At 57.6% G+C, this 20,833-nt stretch carries 26 protein-coding genes; 17 read left to right on the top strand and 9 right to left on the bottom strand.

Annotation, left to right across the window (positions count from 1 at the left end; translation table 11 throughout):
* Nucleotides 1-122 precede the first annotated feature (122 nt).
* Both G9X68_RS03300 and G9X68_RS03295 read left to right on the top strand, forming a co-directional pair.
* Nucleotides 123-1,481, top strand: a complete 1,359-nt coding sequence (locus G9X68_RS03300; protein ID WP_171601255.1) for a hypothetical protein — start codon at nt 123-125, stop codon at nt 1,479-1,481.
* A gap of 50 nt (nt 1,482-1,531) precedes the next feature.
* Nucleotides 1,532-2,092, top strand: a complete 561-nt coding sequence (locus G9X68_RS03295) for an acyltransferase (RefSeq protein ID WP_171601254.1) — start codon at nt 1,532-1,534, stop codon at nt 2,090-2,092.
* A 191-nt stretch (nt 2,093-2,283) separates the two neighbouring features.
* Here the strand turns inward: G9X68_RS03295 and G9X68_RS03290 are convergent, their stop codons facing one another.
* A complete protein-coding gene (locus tag G9X68_RS03290; protein WP_244956100.1) occupies nt 2,284-3,987 on the bottom strand; it encodes a hypothetical protein in 1,704 nt (567 codons plus the stop codon).
* Nucleotides 3,988-4,347: 360 nt separating this feature from the next.
* On the opposite strand from G9X68_RS03290, the gene rffA reads away from it, so the two are divergent.
* From rffA to G9X68_RS03230, 12 genes are all read left to right on the top strand, one after another.
* A complete protein-coding gene (rffA, locus tag G9X68_RS03285) occupies nt 4,348-5,475 on the top strand; it encodes a dTDP-4-amino-4,6-dideoxygalactose transaminase (protein ID WP_171601253.1) in 1,128 nt (375 codons plus the stop codon).
* Nucleotides 5,472-6,356, top strand: a complete 885-nt coding sequence (locus G9X68_RS03280; protein WP_171601252.1) for a class I SAM-dependent methyltransferase — start codon at nt 5,472-5,474, stop codon at nt 6,354-6,356. The genes rffA and G9X68_RS03280 overlap by 4 nt, the downstream gene beginning before the upstream one ends.
* Complete coding sequence (locus G9X68_RS03275; protein ID WP_171601251.1) at nt 6,353-7,063, top strand: WbqC family protein; 711 nt, start codon at nt 6,353-6,355, stop codon at nt 7,061-7,063. The genes G9X68_RS03280 and G9X68_RS03275 overlap by 4 nt, the downstream gene beginning before the upstream one ends.
* Nucleotides 7,064-7,127: 64 nt before the next feature.
* A complete protein-coding gene (locus G9X68_RS03270; RefSeq protein WP_171601250.1) occupies nt 7,128-8,069 on the top strand; it encodes a glycosyltransferase in 942 nt (313 codons plus the stop codon).
* Between the two features lie 37 nt (nt 8,070-8,106).
* Complete coding sequence (locus G9X68_RS03265; RefSeq protein ID WP_171601249.1) at nt 8,107-8,871, top strand: TylF/MycF/NovP-related O-methyltransferase; 765 nt, start codon at nt 8,107-8,109, stop codon at nt 8,869-8,871.
* A gap of 29 nt (nt 8,872-8,900) precedes the next feature.
* A complete protein-coding gene (locus G9X68_RS03260) occupies nt 8,901-10,352 on the top strand; it encodes an NAD(P)/FAD-dependent oxidoreductase (protein WP_244956099.1) in 1,452 nt (483 codons plus the stop codon).
* A gap of 64 nt (nt 10,353-10,416) precedes the next feature.
* A complete protein-coding gene (locus tag G9X68_RS03255; protein ID WP_171601248.1) occupies nt 10,417-10,779 on the top strand; it encodes a DMT family transporter in 363 nt (120 codons plus the stop codon).
* A gap of 305 nt (nt 10,780-11,084) precedes the next feature.
* Nucleotides 11,085-11,339: a DUF7940 domain-containing protein gene (locus G9X68_RS03250; RefSeq protein ID WP_171601247.1), complete on the top strand. Its 255-nt coding sequence runs from the start codon at nt 11,085-11,087 to the stop codon at nt 11,337-11,339.
* Nucleotides 11,314-11,778 carry a lysozyme gene (locus G9X68_RS03245; RefSeq protein ID WP_171601246.1) on the top strand — a complete coding sequence of 155 codons (465 nt, stop codon included), beginning with the start codon at nt 11,314-11,316 and terminating at the stop codon, nt 11,776-11,778. Before G9X68_RS03250 ends, G9X68_RS03245 begins: the two co-directional genes overlap by 26 nt.
* On the top strand, nt 11,778-12,140 hold the full coding sequence (locus G9X68_RS03240; protein WP_171601245.1) for a DUF2486 family protein: 363 nt from the start codon (nt 11,778-11,780) through the stop codon (nt 12,138-12,140). The genes G9X68_RS03245 and G9X68_RS03240 overlap by 1 nt, the downstream gene beginning before the upstream one ends.
* Before the next feature lie 19 nt (nt 12,141-12,159).
* Nucleotides 12,160-12,372, top strand: coding sequence for a hypothetical protein (locus G9X68_RS03235; protein WP_171601244.1), 213 nt, complete (start codon nt 12,160-12,162; stop codon nt 12,370-12,372).
* A complete protein-coding gene (locus G9X68_RS03230; RefSeq protein ID WP_171601243.1) occupies nt 12,369-14,210 on the top strand; it encodes an SGNH/GDSL hydrolase family protein in 1,842 nt (613 codons plus the stop codon). Before G9X68_RS03235 ends, G9X68_RS03230 begins: the two co-directional genes overlap by 4 nt.
* A gap of 31 nt (nt 14,211-14,241) precedes the next feature.
* Here G9X68_RS03230 and G9X68_RS32155 read toward each other — a convergent pair whose 3' ends face one another.
* Nucleotides 14,242-14,367 carry a hypothetical protein gene (locus G9X68_RS32155; protein WP_276314741.1) on the bottom strand — a complete coding sequence of 42 codons (126 nt, stop codon included), beginning with the start codon at nt 14,365-14,367 and terminating at the stop codon, nt 14,242-14,244.
* Between the two features lie 132 nt (nt 14,368-14,499).
* On the opposite strand from G9X68_RS32155, the gene G9X68_RS03225 reads away from it, so the two are divergent.
* Nucleotides 14,500-14,928: a DUF1515 domain-containing protein gene (locus G9X68_RS03225; RefSeq protein ID WP_171601242.1), complete on the top strand. Its 429-nt coding sequence runs from the start codon at nt 14,500-14,502 to the stop codon at nt 14,926-14,928.
* A gap of 272 nt (nt 14,929-15,200) precedes the next feature.
* Nucleotides 15,201-15,386: a hypothetical protein gene (locus G9X68_RS03220; RefSeq protein WP_003546334.1), complete on the top strand. Its 186-nt coding sequence runs from the start codon at nt 15,201-15,203 to the stop codon at nt 15,384-15,386.
* A 547-nt stretch (nt 15,387-15,933) separates the two neighbouring features.
* Here the strand turns inward: G9X68_RS03220 and G9X68_RS03215 are convergent.
* From G9X68_RS03215 to G9X68_RS03190, 6 genes are all read right to left on the bottom strand, one after another.
* Nucleotides 15,934-16,134 (bottom strand): hypothetical protein, encoded by a 201-nt coding sequence (locus tag G9X68_RS03215; protein ID WP_171601241.1) that lies wholly within the window; start codon nt 16,132-16,134, stop codon nt 15,934-15,936.
* A 415-nt stretch (nt 16,135-16,549) separates the two neighbouring features.
* Nucleotides 16,550-16,732: a DUF3606 domain-containing protein gene (locus G9X68_RS03210; protein WP_171601240.1), complete on the bottom strand. Its 183-nt coding sequence runs from the start codon at nt 16,730-16,732 to the stop codon at nt 16,550-16,552.
* A gap of 119 nt (nt 16,733-16,851) precedes the next feature.
* A complete protein-coding gene (locus G9X68_RS03205; RefSeq protein ID WP_171601239.1) occupies nt 16,852-17,088 on the bottom strand; it encodes a hypothetical protein in 237 nt (78 codons plus the stop codon).
* A 288-nt stretch (nt 17,089-17,376) separates the two neighbouring features.
* Complete coding sequence (locus tag G9X68_RS03200; protein ID WP_171601238.1) at nt 17,377-17,709, bottom strand: hypothetical protein; 333 nt, start codon at nt 17,707-17,709, stop codon at nt 17,377-17,379.
* A gap of 102 nt (nt 17,710-17,811) precedes the next feature.
* Nucleotides 17,812-18,075 carry a DUF1488 family protein gene (locus tag G9X68_RS03195; RefSeq protein ID WP_003546348.1) on the bottom strand — a complete coding sequence of 88 codons (264 nt, stop codon included), beginning with the start codon at nt 18,073-18,075 and terminating at the stop codon, nt 17,812-17,814.
* A gap of 139 nt (nt 18,076-18,214) precedes the next feature.
* Nucleotides 18,215-18,514: a hypothetical protein gene (locus tag G9X68_RS03190; RefSeq protein WP_171601237.1), complete on the bottom strand. Its 300-nt coding sequence runs from the start codon at nt 18,512-18,514 to the stop codon at nt 18,215-18,217.
* Nucleotides 18,515-18,705: 191 nt separating this feature from the next.
* On the opposite strand from G9X68_RS03190, the gene G9X68_RS03185 reads away from it, so the two are divergent.
* Complete coding sequence (locus tag G9X68_RS03185; protein ID WP_171602141.1) at nt 18,706-19,110, top strand: hypothetical protein; 405 nt, start codon at nt 18,706-18,708, stop codon at nt 19,108-19,110.
* Nucleotides 19,111-19,229: 119 nt separating this feature from the next.
* Here the strand turns inward: G9X68_RS03185 and G9X68_RS03180 are convergent, their stop codons facing one another.
* Nucleotides 19,230-20,729, bottom strand: coding sequence for a DegQ family serine endoprotease (locus G9X68_RS03180; protein WP_171601236.1), 1,500 nt, complete (start codon nt 20,727-20,729; stop codon nt 19,230-19,232).
* Between the last annotated feature and the right edge of the window lie 104 nt (nt 20,730-20,833).

Here is a 20,833-nt window from a genome sequence, read left to right as displayed (position 1 = left end):
CGACGATCTTGATCGCTCTGTGTGACGGTTGGTTCGGCTCGTGATCACTCTGCATGCCGCAACCGATACTATACGATTCGAGGCCTCGCAATTCGCGGGGCCATTTTCTTTGGAGAAGGTCAATGCCCAGAAACCCCTCAACCGGCGTCTATTCCAAGCCCGCCGGAACGACACCGTCTGTCGGCCAGGTCATCGACCCCGTGCCGTGGAACGCGCTGACCACTGACCTCGGCAACGAAATCACCAACTCGCTGCCGCGCGACGGCTCGGCGCCGATGGTCGCGCCCCTCAAGGCCGCGGGCGGAACGGTATCCGCCCCGGGTCTCGGCTTCGCCTCGACCCCCCAGACCGGCCTCTATCTGAAGGGCGGCGGGTTGCTGGGGTTCGCGCAAAACGGCGTCGACGTCGCCTTCGACAAGGCTTCTGTCTACGCGGCGAAGTCAGGCGATTACACGGCACTTGCGTCTGACGACAACGCTGTCCATCGCTTCACGGCTGACGTGATCGTGACCCTGACCGCCGCGGCAACGCTCGGCGCGAACTGGCACTATGCCGTCATTGCCGATGGCGGCGATGTGACGATCGATCCGAATGGCGCCGAGACGATCGATGGGGTCGCAACGCTTGTCCTGAAGGACGGCTACAGCGTCGAAATCATCTGTTCCGGTGCCGCTTTCTTCACCAACAAGCTCTTCGCCAGGATACAGAGTAAAGCCGACAGTTCGGCGGTAGGCGATTTCGTCGTTGGGCTCATCCTTTCCAACAACGGCGGCAACCCGAACACCCATATCGATTTCACCGCCGGCTCCGCCAGATCGGGGGCAAGCTTCGTTTCCAGCGCAGCGTCATTCACCAAAAGGGTGACTGGAACATTTGCAGCCGGAACGGGGGCTGGCGGCCTCGACACCGGCGCCGTTGCGGCGAACGCCGCTTATTTCGCATATGCCCTGCGCAAGGACGCAGATCTAGCTTTCGACGTGGTTCTTTCGAATTCCCCAACGATCGGCGGCATCACCATGACGCTGCTCACCGGCTATACCATCGTGAAATGCATCGGCGTCGTGCTGACCGATGGAAGTTCGAACATTCGGTCTTTTGTCATGTATCCGAGGGACGAATATACGTTCGTGACGCCGGTCAAGGATGCTGTCGGTGCGGCTATCTCTACGACCTCGACGCTTCTGGCGCTAACAGTGCCAAATGGGGCGAAAGTCAAAGCGAAGCTGCGTTTCGAGTTCACATCGTCGGCAACAACTAACGCAGCTCTGCTATCCGACCCTGCACAAGGTGCGCTTGTTGCCGGCGCCGGCAGTGACGGCGCCAACGCCGGCTCTATCCAGGTAGCGAGCGGTTTCGCAGTAGGATCGCAGGAGATATGGACAAATACAAGTCGACAAATTCGCATGGCAGTGGGCGGCTCTACCGGCAGCATCTGGATCTGGACCGATGGCTTCCATTTCCCTTGCGGAAGGAGCTCTTGAATAAGCTCCACACCTGTGTTTGACATGCAGCCATCAGGCCAGGAGTAGAAATGGCACAGGTCGACAAGGCATCATATCGCAATCGAGGCGGCGTAATCCAGAGGCTCGTCACTGCCTATAAGCGCTTCCGCTACTTCACCGCGGCCGGCGAAAATCTCGTGGTGAAGCGCAGTGCTGAGTTCCGCCTGGTCGGTCATGCCGTCCTTGAGGTCGGCGATAACGTCACCATCCAAGATCAGTCGTTCTTTCAACTTACAATGCCAGAGCCCAAAGTCTTCATTGGCAACAACACCGTAATCGGCCGGCGCAATATCATCACGGCGAAGAACAGGATATCAATCGGCAGTGATGTCCTGATCGGCTCTGATGTCCAGATTATAGATCACGGCCACGGCATGAGGCGCGAGACGCCGATTAGGCTTCAGAGGGCAGAAATCGGCTTTGTCCAAATTGGTGATGATGTCTGGATTGGGGCAGGCGCCAAAATATTGATGAACGTCACGATAGGGACCGGCGCTGTGATCGGAGCAAATTCCGTCGTTACGGCCGATATTCCCGACTACGCGATCGCCGTTGGCTCGCCGGCGAAAGTCGTCAAATACCGCACTTAGATCGCATCCGGAGCGCAAGTTGAGGTCGAATTTTGGACACCCGGTTCCGGCGCTGAGCCCATCATGCGTGCCTCGGCTTCATCGATACAGTCGTCCCACGTGGTTTCTTTTTGAGCCCGACCTCATGGATGACGCCATTCGTTCAAGAGTCGGAGTCAGCACTTAGCTAATTTGCGCGGAGCACGTCACATTCACCGGGGCGATTGGCAATAGGGGCCATCAAAACTCAAGAGGTGCCGTGCCGTATAATGTTCAGGATGTCTTATCTTGACGAAAAAAGCACTCACCGCATAGGTCCACTTGCTTTCCACGTCGCGTCCGCGATGAACGATGTAGAGGCATCCTGGAACGTCAAACGCCGCGTCTTCGACTTTCGACCAGGCTCCCAAGAACCGTTCGAAATTGCCAACAAATCCAGACCAGCCGCCATATGCTGTCATGGCGTCATAATCCAAAATCAATGCATCGTGTTTCCCGGTCGCGGCTTCATGCAACCCGGCATATTCTCCCAATCCGGGCGTTGTATCGAATGCGTTCAGGCCAGATCTATCAAGGATCACGTAATTGCGGCTTTGTAGGGAAGGGGTGGTCCTGATGGTATCGGCAAAAGCCTCCTGGCGCAGGTGGTCGACGTAAAAAGTGGCATAAACAAACCACCAATTCACAATGAACACCGCCATCAAGCCGGCAAATGAGGCCACTTTCACCCGATGACGTATATCGGGATTCTTCGCCGGAAAAACGGCACATATGATCTTTAAGAGACCCAGGGTAGAAAAGGCGGCGCCAAACGGAAGCAGCACTTGAAAGCGGGTCGCCATCCAAGGCTCATAGACGGGCTCCTTCCCAACCAATACATAGGCCGAGGCTCCCAGGCCCAACAGCACGACACCGATGCCTATCAATCCTTTTCCATTGCATTCGGCCTCCGTGTCGTTTCCCACAGGATTAGATCTGACCAAGTAAACAATCAACAAGGAAGCCAAAAATATCGTCATGGCGATTGGCTTTCCAATATATATTCCATCATATGGGAATAAATATAAAATTAAGACTTTGATTTCCGATAGTATTGCGCCGAAATTGATGCCTATGACATTGTAGCTGGCGGCAAACATGCCGCTTTTCTTGAATAAAAAATGTTGTACAATGGCATAGAGGAAGGGCAAAAGTACAATTGCAGCCGTTCTCTTTATGATGTACTTGAATTTGTTCAAATAGTTTCCATAGTGAAGTGAGCCTGTCGAAGCATCGTCCTTCTTATAAAACAGGAAGGCGGCAATAAAAAACACCAAAAGAAACGACGGTATAAGCGCGTTGAACTGAAAAGAAAACATAAACAAAGTGTAAGAAAGAGATTCTGTATATACATTTTTATTCTTCACCGAAACTACAAAAATATATAATGCAAAAACAAACGCCAGTAGAAAAAATAGACCTGGATTGTTTATGGCCGCAATTCTGGCAAAGTAAACAGGTGAAGCTGCCGCGAGAAACGATAGCGCTGTTGCGTCAGATTTTGAGAAATCGAAAGACTTCAGGATAAGATAGAATACATAAATGATGAGGTAGCCGAGCGCAAAGGTCGAGAAAGCGTAAAACCACCAGCCGATCACTTGAACGGCATAATGGTAATATCCGAGGAGGGGAAATCCGGCCTGCGTAAAAACAGAAACAAGCATTTCTTTGCTGGCGCCGGAAAGGCTCCAGTCATCCCAATATCGTGCATCCGATAAAAGAAAGATGGGAAGATGGGCGCCCATGTAAACGAGAAATATTTGCAATTCAGCCCTTTTGAAAAGTCCTCTAATGTCGGGCATCTCATGGCTTTCCTTGTGCAAACGGGACATCCATTTTTGCACGAAATATCGGTATTGCGTTGTGGGCTCTGTCATTGTTTGTGTCTCTAACCAACGTCAAAGTCGAGTGGGCCATCAAAGATGACGGTTAATCCAATGAATGGAATCGGCAGACAGGTGCAATAGCAACGAGTGTGATTTCGGTTGCCGGACGTGCACAGTTGATAAATGGCCTTGGTTAAGTCACTATTTGCAAACCAGGCGGTTTTTAATAGAAATTTGCAAACCAAACGGTTCTTTTAATAGAAAAATGTATCGCCGCGAGCGTCATGGTCTATGCCCGCGGTCCCTGGCGGAATATCGCTTGTCTTATGTGGATTATAATTTAATTAGGGGCGCAACGCGGGGCTCTTTTTCTATCGCGCCTTGACCCTATGCTGCTTCGGATGTTCGTGAATGAATCGTGTCTCTTTCGCATTGCCTCACCTGATCGGGAAGGAGGCGCTGTATCTCAACGAATGCCTTCTCTCGGGCCAGTGGGGCGGCGATGCAAGCTTCACAAAGCGATGTCATGCGCATCTGGAATCGCAGTACGGTGCCAGCACGCTTTTGTGCCACTCGTGTACCGCCGCCTTGGAAATGGCCGCAATGCTTCTCCGCCTCGGGCCGGGGGATGAGGTTATCATGCCGTCGTTCACCTTCGTGTCGACGGCCAATGCAGTAGTGCTGCGCGGGGCGGTGCCGGTATTCGTCGATATTCGCAGCGATACGCTCAATATCGACGAAACGCTGATTGAGGCTGCCATCACGCCGAGAACCAAGGCAATCTTCGTCGTTCACTACGCCGGAGTAGGGTGCGAGATGGAGCCTATCCTGGCTATCGCCACGCGCCATGGACTGGTTGTGGTGGAGGATGCGGCCCAGGCTTACGGGGCCCTCTGGAAAGGCCGGGCTCTCGGAACATTCGGCCAGTTGGCCACTTTGAGCTTTCATCAGACCAAGAATATCGTTTCCGGTGAAGGTGGGGCCTTGATCGTCAATGATCCCGCTTTCGTCGAGCGAGCGCAAATCATTCGGGAGAAGGGCACCAATCGCTCCCAGTTCATTCGCGGCGAAGTGGCCAAATACGACTGGCAGGATATGGGGTCCTCCTTCCTGCCATCCGATTTGGTGGCTGCCGTGCTTCTGGCTCAGCTTGAGTACGCCGAGGAGCTGACGCGGCATCGGCTTTCGCTGTGGCATGCCTATGATGAAATATTCAAAGCGGCCGGCCATAACGGGCTGCGTCTTCCTGAAATTCCGGCCGACGCTGCACATAATGGACATATCTATCATGTGCGCTTCACTAATCTTGAACGTCGCGAAGAGACGCGCCGCAAATTGGTGGCGGAAGGCATAGGGGGCGTTACTCATTATGTTCCTCTGCATTCTTCGCCAGCCGGTGAACGATATGGACTAACTGTGTCGTCGATGGCCGTCACCAACGAGGCGGCCGATACCCTGCTCCGGCTGCCTCTGCATGGCGGGCTGACCGAGGCAGATATTGCCCATGTCGCGAGCCGGGTTCTGGAACTTGCGCAATGAAACGTTGTTTGGTGTGCGATGCCGCGTATGAGGCGGACATCTGGCAATGCCCCAAATGTGATACGCTCGTGCCTCTGGAGGATGGTTTTCTGTCCTTTGCGCCCGCACTTGCCCGTGACAACGACGGTTTTGCGAGCAGTTCACATGAACAGCTTCAGGCTTTGCAGCATGGCAGCTTCTGGTTTCGAGCCAGAAACCGCCTGATCACAGATCTTGTGCGACGGTATTTTGTCAACAGCCAACGGGCGCTGGAAGTGGGATGCGGCACGGGCTTCGTCCTCACTGCTTTGCGCGAGGCTCTTCCGCATGCGGTGCTGTGCGGCAGCGAGATCTATCTGAACGGCTTGCCTTACGCGCGCGCAAGATTGAAAGGGGCGGGGCAACTCTACCAGATGGATGCGCGCGATATCCCTTTCCGTGAGGAGTTTGATTTGCTTTGTGCTTTCGATGTGCTTGAGCATATCGAAGAGGACGAGCTCGTCTTGCGGCAAATGGCCCAGGCCCTGCGGGCGGGCGGCGGAGTGCTGCTGGCTGTTCCGCAACACCCCGGCCTTTGGAGCCGCAACGATGATCTGGCGTTCCACAAACGCCGCTATCAGCGCGGCGAATTGGAGCGGAAATGTGCTGCCGCCGGTCTCGACGTGATTTTCTCGACGTCATTTGTGACGAGCCTGTTGCCGGTTTTCGCTCTCCAGCGCTCCACGCGCAGCCGCTCCAAGAATCATGATCCGGCGCGGGAGCTGCAACTGCCGTGGTTCGTGGATAGGTCGTTCGAGATGTTGCTGGATGGCGAACGACAGCTTATCCGCCTCGGAGTGCGCCTGCCGGCCGGCGGGTCGCGTTTCGTGGTGGCGCGAAAGACGGCAGGTGCGCGGCCATGAAACGCGTCGCGATCATACAGTCATCTTATATTCCTTGGCGTGGCTTCTTCGACCTGATCAGCCGCTGCGATGAATATATCATTTATGATCAGGTCGCCTACAGCAAGGGCCACTGGCACAATCGGAACAAGATCAAGACCGCAACGGGCACACGTTGGATCACCATTCCTGTGATGACCAGCGGTAGGTTGGGGCAGCCCATCGAGGACGTTGAAATCAAGGGGGATTGGGTCGAGGCGCACTTTTCCCAGATCCGTCAGGCCTATAAAGCCGCACCGGCCGCCAAGGTCCTTCTTCCAGTTATCGAATCGCTTTACAATCAGGCCGAGAAATTGCGATTTCTGACTGAGGTCAACGAGTTGTTCCTCAGACATTTCGTCGAAATGTTGAAGCTGGATGTTCTGATCACACGCGACAGAATATACGCGCCACACTCGGCGCGAAGTGAGCGCGTTCTTGCGACTTGCCTTGCGGCTGGCGCGACACATTATTTGTCGGGTCCGTCCGCGAAAGTGTATTTGGATGAAACGATGTTTCGGGATGCAGGGGTCACCGTGGAATGGATGAGGTATGGCCCGTATCCGGACTATACCCAGCTTCACGGTGTTTTTGACGGGCAAGTCAGCATCATCGATCCTATTCTGAATGGGCATGGGGCTGGATTTGTGGCCACGCCCGGATCACAACAGGGAGCAGCAGGATGGTAAGCCGTTTGACTTTCGTTTGCGAAGCCGAAGAGCAGGTTGGCTGCGCATATATCGGGCTCAAACTGTGAATTACTCCATTGTGGTGCCCATCTATGGCGATGGCGGTTTGGCCGGTGACCTGTGTGCGGAAGTTCAGCGGGTCATGCGTGCATTTACAGGCCGCGAGGATCTTGGGGCGATACTGGAGCTGATTTTCGTTAATGACGGTAGCCGGGACAACAGCCTTGAGCTGCTGCTGCCGTTGCAGGCCGAGTTCGATTTCGTCAGGATCATCGACCTGTCAAGGAACTTTGGGCAGCACATCGCCATCGCTTGCGGTTTTCGTGAGGCGACGGGCGATGTCGTCATCCGAATGAATGTCGACATGCAGGATCATCCGGACCAAATTCCAACATTGCTCGAGCATATGGCGGCGGCGAAGGCGGACATCGTGATCGGACAGTACGATCAACGCGAAAGCCCGCTGATCAATCGCATGACCGCTCGACTCTACTATAGCTTTTTTCGAATCATGACCGGTCTCGATTCGCCGCAAAACACGTCTCCCCTGCGTGTGCTGAGCCGCCGATACGTCAATGCTTACAACTGCCTGACAGAAAAAACGCGGTTTCCTCAAGGTCTGGACCAGTGGCTGGGCTTCTCGCCACGTTACACACGCATCGCCCACCGGCAGCGACTGAAAGGCAGGTCGTCCTATAATTTCTGGTCACGGCTGCGACTGGGGCTTGATGGGCTGCTGTATTTTTCCGAGCGCCCACTTATTCTCATGATGTCGCTGGGGCTTCTCATTAGTGCATTTGGTACAATAATGGGCTTGTTGCTTGTGGTGATGCGCTTGTTTTTGTCCAACATCGAGCCCGGCTTCACGTCTCTTGCTGCGATCGGCCTGTTTGCTTTTGGTGTCCAGCTGATTTGCTTGGGAGTTGTCGGCTTTTACGTTGGGAAAATTTTCAAGGAAGTTCAAAATCGTCCACTCTATATTATCAAGGACAGATTTTGGAGATAGAAACATCCGCTGCTTACCCAAAAATCAGAGATTGATCATGTCGCACGAATCCACCTCTATCAGCTATTCACCTTCCACCAGCATCGACGCCAGACTCAAGATATTCGAGTTGCAGAAGACCTATCCGGCAACGCCGGAAGAAAAAGAGCGTTCGCCGGGTCTTTTCCTGCGTGGTTCATTGCTGGCGCGTATTCTGGCGATCCGGGATATTTATGTACAGATCGTCGATATTCCCGGCTCCATCTTGGATATTGGCACATGGCGCGGCCAGACAGCTGTACTGTGCGAGAACCTCCGGGCCATTTACGAACCTCTGCATCTCAATCGTCGGATAGCCTGTTTCGACACGTTCGAGGGCTATGTCGGATTCTCCGACAAGGATGCTCCGTCGGACCTGCATCGCGACGGCACCTATGGCGTCGGAGGCGAGGAATATGCCGTCTATCTCGATGAATTGCTGAAGCTGCATGAGCAATCCAACGCCATGGGAAACAATTTCGGCAAGCACAAGGTGATTAAGGGGGACTGCTGCGAGACTATTCCCCAATATTTCTCTGAAAATCCCCATGAATTTGTGGCGCTCGCCTTTTTCGATGTGAATTCCTATCAACCGTCGCTCGAAGCCTTCGAGGCTGTTTGGCAGCGGATGGTGCCGGGCGGCATTGCTGCTTTTTGGCAGTTGACCAGAAATGTCATTCCGGCTGAAGGGCGCGTTTATGCAGAGAACATCATCGGCAGATACGGCCATAGTCTGCACCGATGCCCGACCTATCCTGGGCTGTGTTATTTGAAGAAGATCTAACTCGTATTTTACGATCGCTTGGAGTTGACATGAAACGGGTGGTGCTGGGAAACGGCGTTGTGGGATTGTCGATCGCCTTCGGCTTGCTGCGGCGCGCAAACGCTTCGGATGAGATCGTGGTGGTCGGCCCCGCGCAACGCCCGGGGTCCGCGACGCTTGCTGCGGCGGCAATGCTTAATTCCTTCGCGGAAATTGAGCATGGCGGTCTCGATACCGATGTCGATCTCTTTCGATTTGAGATGAGTCATCGGGCGACGCGCCTCTGGCCCGCTTTTGAACAGTCACTTATCGACGCGGCGGGGGACACACTTCCCTCTGGTTGCTCTGCCTGCCAGGGATGCGCGGGCGGCGGATGTTTCAAATCCGGCACTTACGTTATCAACAACAACGCCGCCGACGATCTCGATGACCTTAATTTCGACGCCATTCTCACCGCGCTGGTCGATTTCAACGAGCAGCACGATGTTATTTCGCCGAAAGATATTCCCCACTATAGACCGCACCAGCGTTACCGCGCGAGCCGCGCCCTCTTCATTCACAACGAGGGTTGGTTCAATCCGCGCATCATGTTGGAGAAGATGGAGGGTGCGCTACGCCGCGCGCCGAATGTGCGATTTGTCGACGAAGGTGTTGATCGTTTTAACCATGCGGATGGGGCGATCACTCATGTCACTCTGATGTCTGGCAAACAGGTTGAGGGCGACCAGTTTGTCCTAGCCACCGGAGCAACGGCGTGGGACGTCCTCGATCGCAGCGGGTTGCGGGACCTGATTCAGCGCATCTTCTATGGCATCGGCACATCGATAGAAATCCGCAGCCCGGATGACGCACTGTCCCATGTCATCCGTACCCCTAACCGCGGTCTGGCCTGTGGCCTCTATGCTGCGCCCTATTTCCAAGGGCCAAACGAGCCGAACGATCATGTGCTCGTCGGGGCCAGTAACTTTATTGCGCCGCAACTCCATGCGCATGGTCGCCTGACGAGCATAGAGGGCCTGCTCAACGGGGCCATAAAGCAAATTAACAGTAATTATTACCGGGCCGACCTGATCCGTGTGAACGTCGGCGCGCGACCTAACAGCCAGGATACTTACCCGCTGCTCGGCAAGACGTTGATCGATAATCTTTTCGCTGCCACAGGAACAAAGCGAGACGGATTCCATCTCGCTCCTTTGATCTCCGAGGTGATGGCCAAGATGTTGCACGGTGAAGCCGTAGACGAGCGTTACGCGTTTTTTGCACCTAGTCGTAAGCCACTACGCACAATGACGCGGGATGAAGCTGTCTCGAAAGCGGTCCGCCACCAGATGAGCGCTGCCTATCAGCACGGATTTTCGCCTGCGACGAGCCGAATGCCGGACCAGATCGCGGCAAACATGCGCGACGCCGTGGAACGTTTGCACGATCAGATCGGCGCCAAGGACTGGGGCATACCGCCTGAGATGCTTGACATGTATCGCTACGGACATGCTATTCCATGATCAACGAGGTCTTGAGCGCGTGGCAGCCTGTCCCTCATAGTATTTGCGACCGGAGCGCAACGGCATGAAGTTGCTTCTGGCGATCCTGCCGACCGTCATTCTTACGCTGTACAGTCAATTCATAACCAAATGGCGCGTCGGAGTGCTGGCCGAGCAGGTTGGCTCTGCCACCGTACTGACAAGGGTCATTCGCTACCTGAGTGATCCACTTATTCTTTCATCGTATGCGATGACACTTATCGCGTCGATCGCGTGGTTCGCCGTGCTCGAACGCTATGAACTGTCATTGGCCTATCCGATCTTCATCGGTGTGATGTTTGCTTCTGTGACAGTTGGAGGCATGATCTTCTTTGGCGAACCGGTAACAGCCATGCGGCTTCTTGCTATTCTATTGATCTTCATGGGAATTATCGCTGGCACGCGTTAGAGCGTGATCCAAGGTGACCTGCCGGCAAAGATGTGCCGATCGGCTCTGATATCCAGATATCACCGCCATGGTATGAACAACAGAGAATATCGAGCGTTCTACCTCCGGGACAAAGACTGGCCGGGCGAAAAAGATTACTATGGCAGCGCAATCTACAAGCATTTCTATGAAAGCCGTGACCTGCCTCTGGTCGTGACGTTTATCCGCCTAAAGTAATGGACTCACCCTAACCCGAGCGTTCGTTGCCCCGTCTCCACCCAGGAGCCGGATGCTTTGCCACATCCTCACAATCCGGAGCCCACCCCATGCTCGTCCATAACTGGCGCGAGGTGCTGAAGCGTGCCTGGTCCGTCCGTCTGATGGCGCTGGCGCTGCTCTGCATCGTCCTCGAGCCCGTCTACAGCTTCGTCGCCGCCACCTGGGTGTCCCGCAACCTCTACATCCAGCTCGCCATGTCGGTAGCGACAGGCCTTCTCGCCGTTGCGGCGATCATCGCCCGCATCTTCGTCCAGCAGAAAATCTCAGGAGAACTGAATGGCAAACCGCCTGCAGAAGGGTAGTGCCGCCGCGGCCATGGCTGTGGCGCTCGTCGGATCGTTGGAGGGGTTGCGCCAGAACGCCTATCCCGATCCGGCGACGCAGGGGAAGCCATGGACGATCTGCTATGGCAGCACCAATGGCGTGAAGCCGGGGGACCGCAAGACGGTGGAGCAGTGCAAGGCGCTCCTGGCGCTGGAGCTCAAGACCTATGCCGGGGGCATCGAAAGCTGCGTGCGCGTGGCCCTGCCGGATGCCCGCTTCGTGGCGCTGACCTCATTCGCCTATAATGTCGGCGTCAAGGCGGCCTGCGGTTCGAGCGCGGTCAGGCTGATTAACCAGGGCAGCACGGCCGAGGGCTGCGAGGCGCTTTTGAAGTGGAACCGTGCGGCTGGCATCGTCTTTCCGGGCCTCACCCGGCGCCGGCAGAAAGAGCGCCAGTTCTGCCTCGAGGGTATCTGATGTTCGGTCTCCTCGACACGCTCAAGATGGGCGCCGGCATCGCCGCCGGTCTTCTGCTCTATCACCTCTATTCCGTTTCGATCGGCTATCCCTCGGCGGCAAGGCAGGCGCGCGCCGGCTATGTCCTTGTTGCCGAGAAGGCTGCTGCCGATGCGAGAGCCGCCGAGATGGAGCGCCAGCGCAATGCGGCGACGGCGGCCCGCGAAGAGCACCGCAAGCGCCTTGCCGCGGCCGAGGCCGCCGAGCAGGCCGCCAGAGACACACTCGAAACCGAGATCCAATCCTATGAACTTCAGCTTTCGGAAAAGAACCGCGCTTGCGCTGTCACTGCTGCTGATCGTCAGTGGCTGCTCCGCCACTGAGCGCCTGAACAAGGCAGCGGTGACGAAGGGGCAGGCGGCGGCCGGCATCGCTCTGCCGCCTTTGCCCGATGATCTGCGCCGGCAGGAAGCGCATGCGCCTGTTGTCGAAGGCGAGCCGGTGATTTCGATCCTCGCCCGCGAGCGTCAGGCGCTCGACCGCGCCAACGCCCGCCAGGGACGCACTATTCAGTTCTACGACGACCTCACCAACAGATACGGAACACGCCGATGATGAACGCTATTTCGCTTGCCCTTGCGAATCCGATGCTGAGCGGTGGAGGCGGGGCCGGCGGAGACCCCGATCGCTACATGTTCTTCGCCACCCGCAACCGCATGCCATCAGGCAGTCTCGTCACCGCCGCATCCGGCACGAACTATGTCTGCACCAAAATCGTCGTCAACACGCCGCAGTACAAGACCAGGACCTTCCGCTTTCACCTCTCCGGCTTCGCTTCGACGGAAGGCGGCAACTCGCCGCAGGAAACTCAGGTCACCGGCACGATCGGCACGCCCGGCAATTCCGTGGTCGCCGATGCGATGTTCATCAGGGTCGCCGGCGTCTTCTACCAATGCACCTTCGCCGGCCTGAACACGGTGACGGTCGCCGACCAGACGAACGGCGCCTGGACGGATGAGCTGACCATTCCCGATGTCGCCCCGGAAAGCGAAATCGAAATCTGGCTGTTCTATCATACCGCCGTCGGCGAGAAGATCTGGCCGGTCTACCGCATCCAGAAGCATCGCGGCGAGCGCGTCTGGGGTGCGGGCGATCTCGCCACGCTGCTCGCCTTCAAGGACACGCCCCTCGCCGACAGCACGGCCGCACTCGATAGCAATTACGCGACCATTACCCAGCCGCAATATTACGGACCTGACTTCATGGTCGCCAAGGGTGATTGGGATGGTCGGGCGATCGTTCTCGGCCTTGTGGATAGCATCGGTGAAGCGCGCCAGCAGTTTTCTGCGGCTGCCGATGCGCGCGGCAATCTCGGCTGGTTTCGCCGCTGGCTCGATAGGGACGGCGGCGTCGGCCGCATTCCGCATCTGATGATCGGCATGCCGGGAGCCGGTTCGGTGCGCGAGCTCACCGGCACCGGTGCTGCGATCGCGACCCGGCGCTGGGCCATTCTCGACGAGATCACCGCCTTCAACAACAACAAGAAGCCATTCACCGTTATCGCCAACCAGATGGGGCAGAACGACACGGCGGCGACCTATACGCAGTTCTTCAACACCAACTACAGAAGCTTGATCACCAGGCTTCGGGCGCGTTACCCCGGCGTCAAAATCGTCGCATTCCCGCCGCTCGGCCGCACCGTGTCCACCCGCGCGGTCACCCTGACATCGGTCGGCACCGTCGTGACGGCAACGATTGCCTCGGGCATCAACGGCCTTGCGACCGGCCAGGCCGTGTCGATCTCCGGCGCGGCGCAGACGGAGTATAACGGCAATGTGGTGATCACAGTCACGGGGCCGAACAGCTTCACCTATAATTTTGCCGGATCGGCGACATCGCCGGCGACAGGCACGATCACCGCCAACGATCTCTATCTCCGGGCCGCCTACCAGAGCTTCTCGGCCAACAACACCTGGCCGGCGGACGGCACGGATGCCTCGGGCAAATGGCGGCTGCGCGCCGATATCCTGGCGAAGACCTCGGCCTGCTGCGACGACGCAATCGATACCTATGCGGCCTGGGTCTCCGGTGAAAGGGATGGCGTCTGGCCCGGCATGCTGGAGCTGCCGAGCACCACGGTGACGGTGCAGTCTGGCACGGACGGGGTTGCGATCTACACGACGATCGAGGTTGCGGATGCCAGCATCTTCGGGCCGGAGCAGGAGATCAGCACCTATGCCGGGCCGGATGGCCTTGCCCGCCTGTCGACCACCTCGATCGGCAGCATCTCCGGCAACACGATCACCATCTCGATCCCGCGCTCCACGGTGCTGCCGGTCGGCTCCATCGTCCGTCCGAGCGTCACGCCGGATGGTGTTCATCCCTATGGCGCCGTGATCGACCGCGTCGTGGGCGGCATTCCCCAATCTGAAAAGCTGAAATTCAATTCCTAGGCACGGCTGGCGCGTGAGGCCTTCCGCCTCGTCACTTCGGCTCCGGCTGCTGGATGACCGGCGGCGGCGTTTCGCTCTTGCCGCTCCCTTGAACGAACGGCTTGATCACTGGGATACTCAGGATCGACGCGACCATTACCCCGATGATGAGCATCAATAACATTCTCATGGGCGCCTCGCGTCAGATCGATTGAGCTGTCTTGCGGCATGCAAAAGCCTCTTCGGCAATCCGAAGATTCAACATCCCCGGGCTGAAAATGTTCCGCCCCACAACAGAGCACCGATAGAGATGACATCCAATGACGATATCCTGCGCGCCCTCGGGCGCGTCGAAGGCAGGCTGACAGGCATCGAGGAAAACGTCGCGCTTCTGCGCAACGAGGTCAGCGACGAAAAGGCCAACGCCCACGACAGCCGCGCCGTGATCCACAAGCGGCTCGACGAGCAGGCCAGGCAGATCGCCCGTCTCGACACCCGGGTGGCGATCAGCGGCGGCGCGGATGTGCAGATCCGCGAGGAGATCAAGAGCCTCAAGGAGACCGTCGAGAAGAACCAGGAGGCGGTCGGGCCGGCGCTTGAAGAGTGGAAACGGATGAAATCGATTGGCTATGGGATATCGGGGTTGATTGCCTTTGCGGGACTGACGATTGGGGGCACCATTGCCTATGCGAGCGATGGCGCGGTGGCGGCGCTTCGGCATTGGTTGAAAATCAATTGATGGGCTCGATCTGTAATCCCTGGCGATGAAGACAGGCACTCTTCAAGCAGAGATGACCGATCTCCTTGACCGCAGCACACAGCTCGGCGGATTTTTGATCCGTAGATCGGGGCGACGGTTAGAAAGGTGGAACCCTCATTTGACCTCCTTCGAGCACCGGGGCGTCAGCAGACTCACTCGCCCCAAACCGAAGCAAACAAACCCCTAAATTTTAGACGTCGCTAACGAACAAAACGGCGCCCTGTTGGTTTTCCCCTCAGGAGGAAACAGTCATGAAGAGCATGAGCAATCGCCAAGTTCGCATTCCCGGCCCACGAGAGCACGATGTTGCGGAACATTGCCGCAAATTCGGGATCGGCCCGGCGGAGGAGAAGAAGCTGAAGAAATTGCTCGGGTCTCGGGCGCCGCTGCATGAAATCCAGGCCAATGCTCCGCCGCGCCAGCCAAGGTGGCGTTAGGTGGGGAGGGCCTGTAGCAAGTAATCATTACACGCCACATTACAGCAATGATTCAAAGATTGAGCGGACCAGAGCAGCGCCGTGAACGCTCGCGAAAGAGGTGCTTTTGCCGGATTGAAATGATCGATTTTGTTTAAAACGCGGGCCGAATGTTCGGCTTGCTCCACTTGGAATTGCTGAAAGCCCCGCTCCGGCGGGGTTTTTCGTTGGCGTTCTAATGTGCCTGTCGGTTTTCGCCCGGCGGGAGCTTGTCGGTGTGACGTCGCAATGTGCCCGGGCAGGTTGTCGATGATCCTCGGCGGAATTTCCGGGGTCGTGGCGCCGTTTCTCTGCCGGGAACTTCCGGCAATATCAGGGGTTTTGCCGGCGGATCGCGCGGCAGGTCTCGTCTCCTGTACCACTGCTACCCCTGCAGTTGCTGCGCGGTCCACTTCAAGCAGTTCACGGAAAGACTTTGCTCCCGGCTATTGGCAGCGGGCGAAGCCATGTTTTTCGTCCGTCATGTGCGATGGCTCAAGAAGGCACAGCTGCGCGCTCAGAAAGCGTGTCAATGCCGTGGTTGCCGCGACAGCATCAGGATGTAGTCGTCGGCGATATCGGCAATCACCATGGCGGCTTCCGCGGCCGTGTATCCCCTGCCGACGGCGTCGCTGACGATTTTCATCACGGCCGGTTCAAGCGCGTCCCGGCAGTCGGACAGGCTTTCGACATGCGGGCATTTTGGACGAAATTCCAAGACGTTGTTCATGGCGCACCCTCCATTTGATCGAGCTCGGGCCCTATGAAGGCAAGGCGGCCTCTCCAGGGAAAGGCGGGCCCACGGTTCCGGCGAGCTGCTTCAGGAACCAGAAGTGTTTTCGTGACGCTACGATGGCATAGGCGCGGATGTATTCAAGCGGATGCTGATGTTAAGGTAAGCCAGTAGGGTTAATTCGTCCGGCGATGTTGCATCGTGGCATCGCCGGCAGATGCAAAGCCGGCAGTCGCTAGCGCATCGGCCCGAAAATCGGAATCGATTTTCGGAAGCACGATGCGTCGATTGAAAGTGTTACCGCGTCCTTTGCGCGTCTGAAAGACGCGCGGCGCTGTAATACACGTCATCCAAACGTTGCAGCGGTTTGGGACGGCGACATGCAATTGACGTCTGCCGGGCCATTCAAGCTTCAGGCGCTGATGCGCCGGCCGGCCTTGTCCGCCTCTTTGCGATTGGCGCCGTGTTTTTCGATGATGTCCCTGGCATCCTCGTTGGAAATGCGGTGTTTCTTGGCGAAATAGATGACGTCGTAGGGTGCGTCAGCCACGGCCGCTTTGGCCGGCTGGACCTTTTTCGTTGTTTCATTGGTCATGATTTTTCCTTCCATGGAAATGTTGAGCTGGACGTGTCAACGCCGTCGTCTCCGAACCGAGGATCGGAGAACCGGCGCGCTCAAGTCGGCATCAGCCGGAGAATCGGCTTCGGGGCGTCTTATCGATGCGCTCGGGCCGTCATATGTTTTTCCCAGATCTGCGTCGCCTGTGCTGCCGTGCCGGTCTTGTGGAAGCGCAGCAGGTGCAGTCCTTCCGCCCGTCGTTTTTCGTTAAAGGCGCTGTTTTCGTAGTCGGTGCCTTCGACAATGCTCTCGCTTTGAAGAACGGCCTTCAATTCCTGCACGTAATGTCCGGTGATGTTGAAAAGCGCGTCATTTTCAGGTGCGTCTGTCATCGTTTTCCCTGTGGGTGGTCGTGTGGCATTGAACGCGATGCTGGTTCAGCAAACCGCGTTGGTAAGATGCATCATGCAATCCGCGCCCCTATGGGAAGGCTGGTATCGGACAGCGCTTAGCCGTGTCTGTCTGGAGTTCCATATATCGTGCAGCAAAGCCGCGCTAAGAATCGGTGATCGAGGCGCGGCAGGTCTGAAGGCTGCACCTTAAACCACTTGGCTTCCCGATACCACGTCAATCGAAATATCAAAGATGAACAGACGGGAAGGGCTGTCTTGCTCTCCGCCTTAAGGCAGGCAATCCGGGTTCCCGCTGTTTGCTGAAGCAGGAGAGACCAGGCGTAGATGCGTCTTGGCCTTGCCGGGCGGGTGGCAGGCCTGGCGAAGCGCGGGCAGCGCCATGCTTTCATTCAGCATCGCTTCGATCAGCTTCAGGCGGGCGAGCTTCCGTCGTTGATTGTCGTAGAGCCTGTCCAGCAGGGCGTAGGCCGCTCCGGCGGGGGCGCCTTTGAGCGATAGTGTCCGGATCACCCTTTCCTGCTCGGCAATGCGGCGTGCAGCCATCACGATATGGCGGCGTGCCAGCTTCAGGTCTTTCGGGCGATATCGCGTGCAAACCATATGCTTTGCTCCTCCTCTCAGGCTCTCAGGCTCTCAGGCTCTCAGGCGGCAGTGCGGGACGATGGCCATTTCAGCGCGCCGGCGCCATGCGCCTTCCAGCGTTCAGCGAAAATCTGCGGCCGTCAGCGTAAAGTTGTTTCCGCGTCGATGCTGATAGGCTCTCGATGCCGCCTCCTGAATGGAAGAACGCGCCGCATCAAAGGCATTGAGATAGGCGGCCTCGGAAGAGTTCTGGGTGATTGCGCTACCGAGGGCTGCCTCTTCGACCAGAAACCTGACTTCGAACATGCCGTCATAGCCGGTGAAACGGACGCCTTTTCTCGCTTCGTCGAAGCTGCGGCTTCTGTTGGGGAAAATAAGTGTCATTGCGGTTATCCTTGGAAGTGGGCTCGGCCGATCTGCGGAACTCGGGCACCGGTGATGATGATGGATGCACGAGGGAGCGAATAGCTTGACGCCGGATATCCGCGATCAGCCTGCCTGAATGTCAAAGCGTCGGCAGATCTTAGTGGATGGTCTGCACGATAACCCGGTTTTCAAGCAAGGCTTCCGATGTCTTGATCAAGCGCATCGTACCCGTGATTACCTCATCGGAATAGAGCGAATCCGCACTGGATATTTCGTCCGTCATATCGCGGAGAAGTTTGTTGATCTCCAGCAGTGGCGGCACGAATTCCACCAATCCGGCGGCCGCCAGCCCGTGCGTCAGGCGTGCGATCGCCTCTCGCAGCTGTTCGACCAGCGCACGCCTTTCCACCGGCAATGCCGACGGCTTTGTGAGGGTCGCTTCATCGTTGAACTGCATGATGCGTATCCTCCTCTCTCTAAAATGGGTTCCGTCCCGCCATTATCAATGGCGGCCGCCGAATGAGGTTGCGGTCAGATGGCAAAGAGCGCAAGCTGAACTATCGGCGGGCACGATACGGGCACCGCTGCTTGGGGCGCGCCAGTAAATCCTGGCGCCAGCGAACCCTAGCCCCAACGAAGGAGGACACCATGTCTTCCACATCAGATCAGTTTTTCGATATCCATAATTTGAGAATGCTGGACCGCATCCTCCGAAAGGCCGGCTTTCGCGGCGGCGAAACCTACGCGACCGATGATGGCGAGATCAGCGCCACAAGTTTCCTCATTCATTGTTTCCAGATGGGGATCGTCGACGAGGCCGCGTTGAAATCGGCTCTGAAAATGTATCTCGCGACACAATTGAGTTCAGGCCCGCTTCCGCAGGCTTTGGAAGACGGTTCCTTGGCCCGATGGCAGGATGACGGGGGCGCCCCGGTGAAAGCCTATCGGATCGCGCGATATACGGCGTCTGGGCGTGCGGACGCCTCGCTGCGGCCGCCAGCTTACCGCTTTCCCAAAACCAGGCTGCCTGAACGATTGTCCGAGTTCCCGTGAACGGGCCTGCTGCCACAGGCCGCCAACCGGGGTCGAGACGAGTGGCTCAACCCCGTCAAGGTTACGTGGAGAGGCAGAGATCGGCGCCGGTTCACGGGCTTTCCCCAGGTCCTTTCGTCTCAAGCAGCCCTAAACGGCACGGCGACGAAGGTCTTGTTGCCGTCGCGTTCGACGAGCAGCAGCACCGACTTGCGGCCGGCCTTGCCGGCGTCTGCAATCGCGGTCTTGACGTCGCGGGCGTTATGAACAGGCCTGTCATTCACCGAGACGATGACATCGCCGGACTGGATGCCGGCGGCAGCCGCAGACTTGTCCGGGGCGACCTTGGCGACCACCGCGCCGTTGACGGAGCGCGGCAGGTTGAGCTGCTGGCGCACGTCGGGCGTCAGATCGGCAAGGCCGATGCCGAGGCTCGGCTGGCCGCTGCTCTGATCTTGAGTGTCGGGGCTTTCGGCCGCCGCCTGCTTCTGGCCTTCCTCATTGGTGCCGACGGTGACGTTGAGATCGATCGTCTTGCCGTCGCGCCAGACGCTGAGGGATTTTTTGGCGCCCGGCGAAAGGTCGGCGACCAGGCGCGACAGATCCTTCGGCGTCTTGACGCTCTCGCCGCCGACTGAGGTGACGATATCGCCGGGCTTCAGGCCGGCATGGGCGGCCGGCGTATCGGCGGTGACGGCGGCAACCAGCGCACCGCCGGTCTTATCGAGGCCGACGGCATCGGCGACATCCTTGGTGACCGGCTGGATCTGCACGCCGAGATAGCCGTGATCGATCGAGCCGTCCTTCTGCAGCTTGGCGACGATTGCCTTGGCCTCATCGGAAGGAATGGCGAAACCGACACCGACACTGCCGCCATTCGGCGAATAGATGGCGGTGTTGATGCCGACGACATTGCCGCTGCGGTCGACCAGCGGGCCGCCGGAATTGCCATGGTTGATCGGCGCGTCGATCTGGATGAAATCGTCATAGGGGCCGCTGTGCAGGTCGCGGCCGCGCGCCGAGACGATGCCAGCCGTGACCGTGGTGCCGATGCCGAAGGGGTTGCCGATCGCCAGAATCTGGTCGCCGAGCTTCAGCCGATCGGAATCGCCCCAGGCAATGGTCTGCAGCGGCTTGCCCGCCTCTATCTTCAACACGGCGACATCGGATTTCGGGTCGGTGCCGATCAGCTTGGCCGGCAATTCCGTGCCGTCGTCGAGCGTCACCTTGATGTCGACGGCATTGTCGATGACATGGTTGTTGGTGACGATCACCCCGTCAGGGCTGATGATGAAGCCGGAGCCGAGCGCCATCGCCTGCTGCGAAGGCCGCTTTTGCGGTGCCTGGCGCGGCAGCGGGATACCCTGATCCTCGAAGAACTGGCGGAACTGCTCGTCCATCGGCGATTCCTGCTCGCTGACATCGGTCGCCTTCATAGTGGTGGTAATGGTGACGACGGCAGGCTTGTCGGCATCGACGATGGAGGCGAACGAGCCGCTGGGGGCGAGAATGCCGCCGGTATCCGACGGCGCGGCAACGGCATTGGAGGCGTTGATGGCGAAGGGCAGGCATGCCGCGCCGGCGATGAACGCGGCCCCGACAAGCGCTGCTGTGCGATGGTTGCGGAGGATGTGTGACATGGTGGTGGTCCCTTGGGTGATGATCCCTTGCGAGAGCGTTGGTTTTGGATGGCGTCGTGGTTCCATGTCCTGGGACCTGGCGTCGGATGGCGTTTGGCGCCAAT

The organism is Rhizobium changzhiense, from assembly GCF_013087625.1.
GTDB classification, from domain to species: Bacteria; Pseudomonadota; Alphaproteobacteria; order Rhizobiales; family Rhizobiaceae; genus Rhizobium; species Rhizobium sophorae.
The sequence above is the reverse complement of the archived record's forward strand: the minus strand, read 5'-3'. Positions and strand labels throughout refer to the sequence as shown.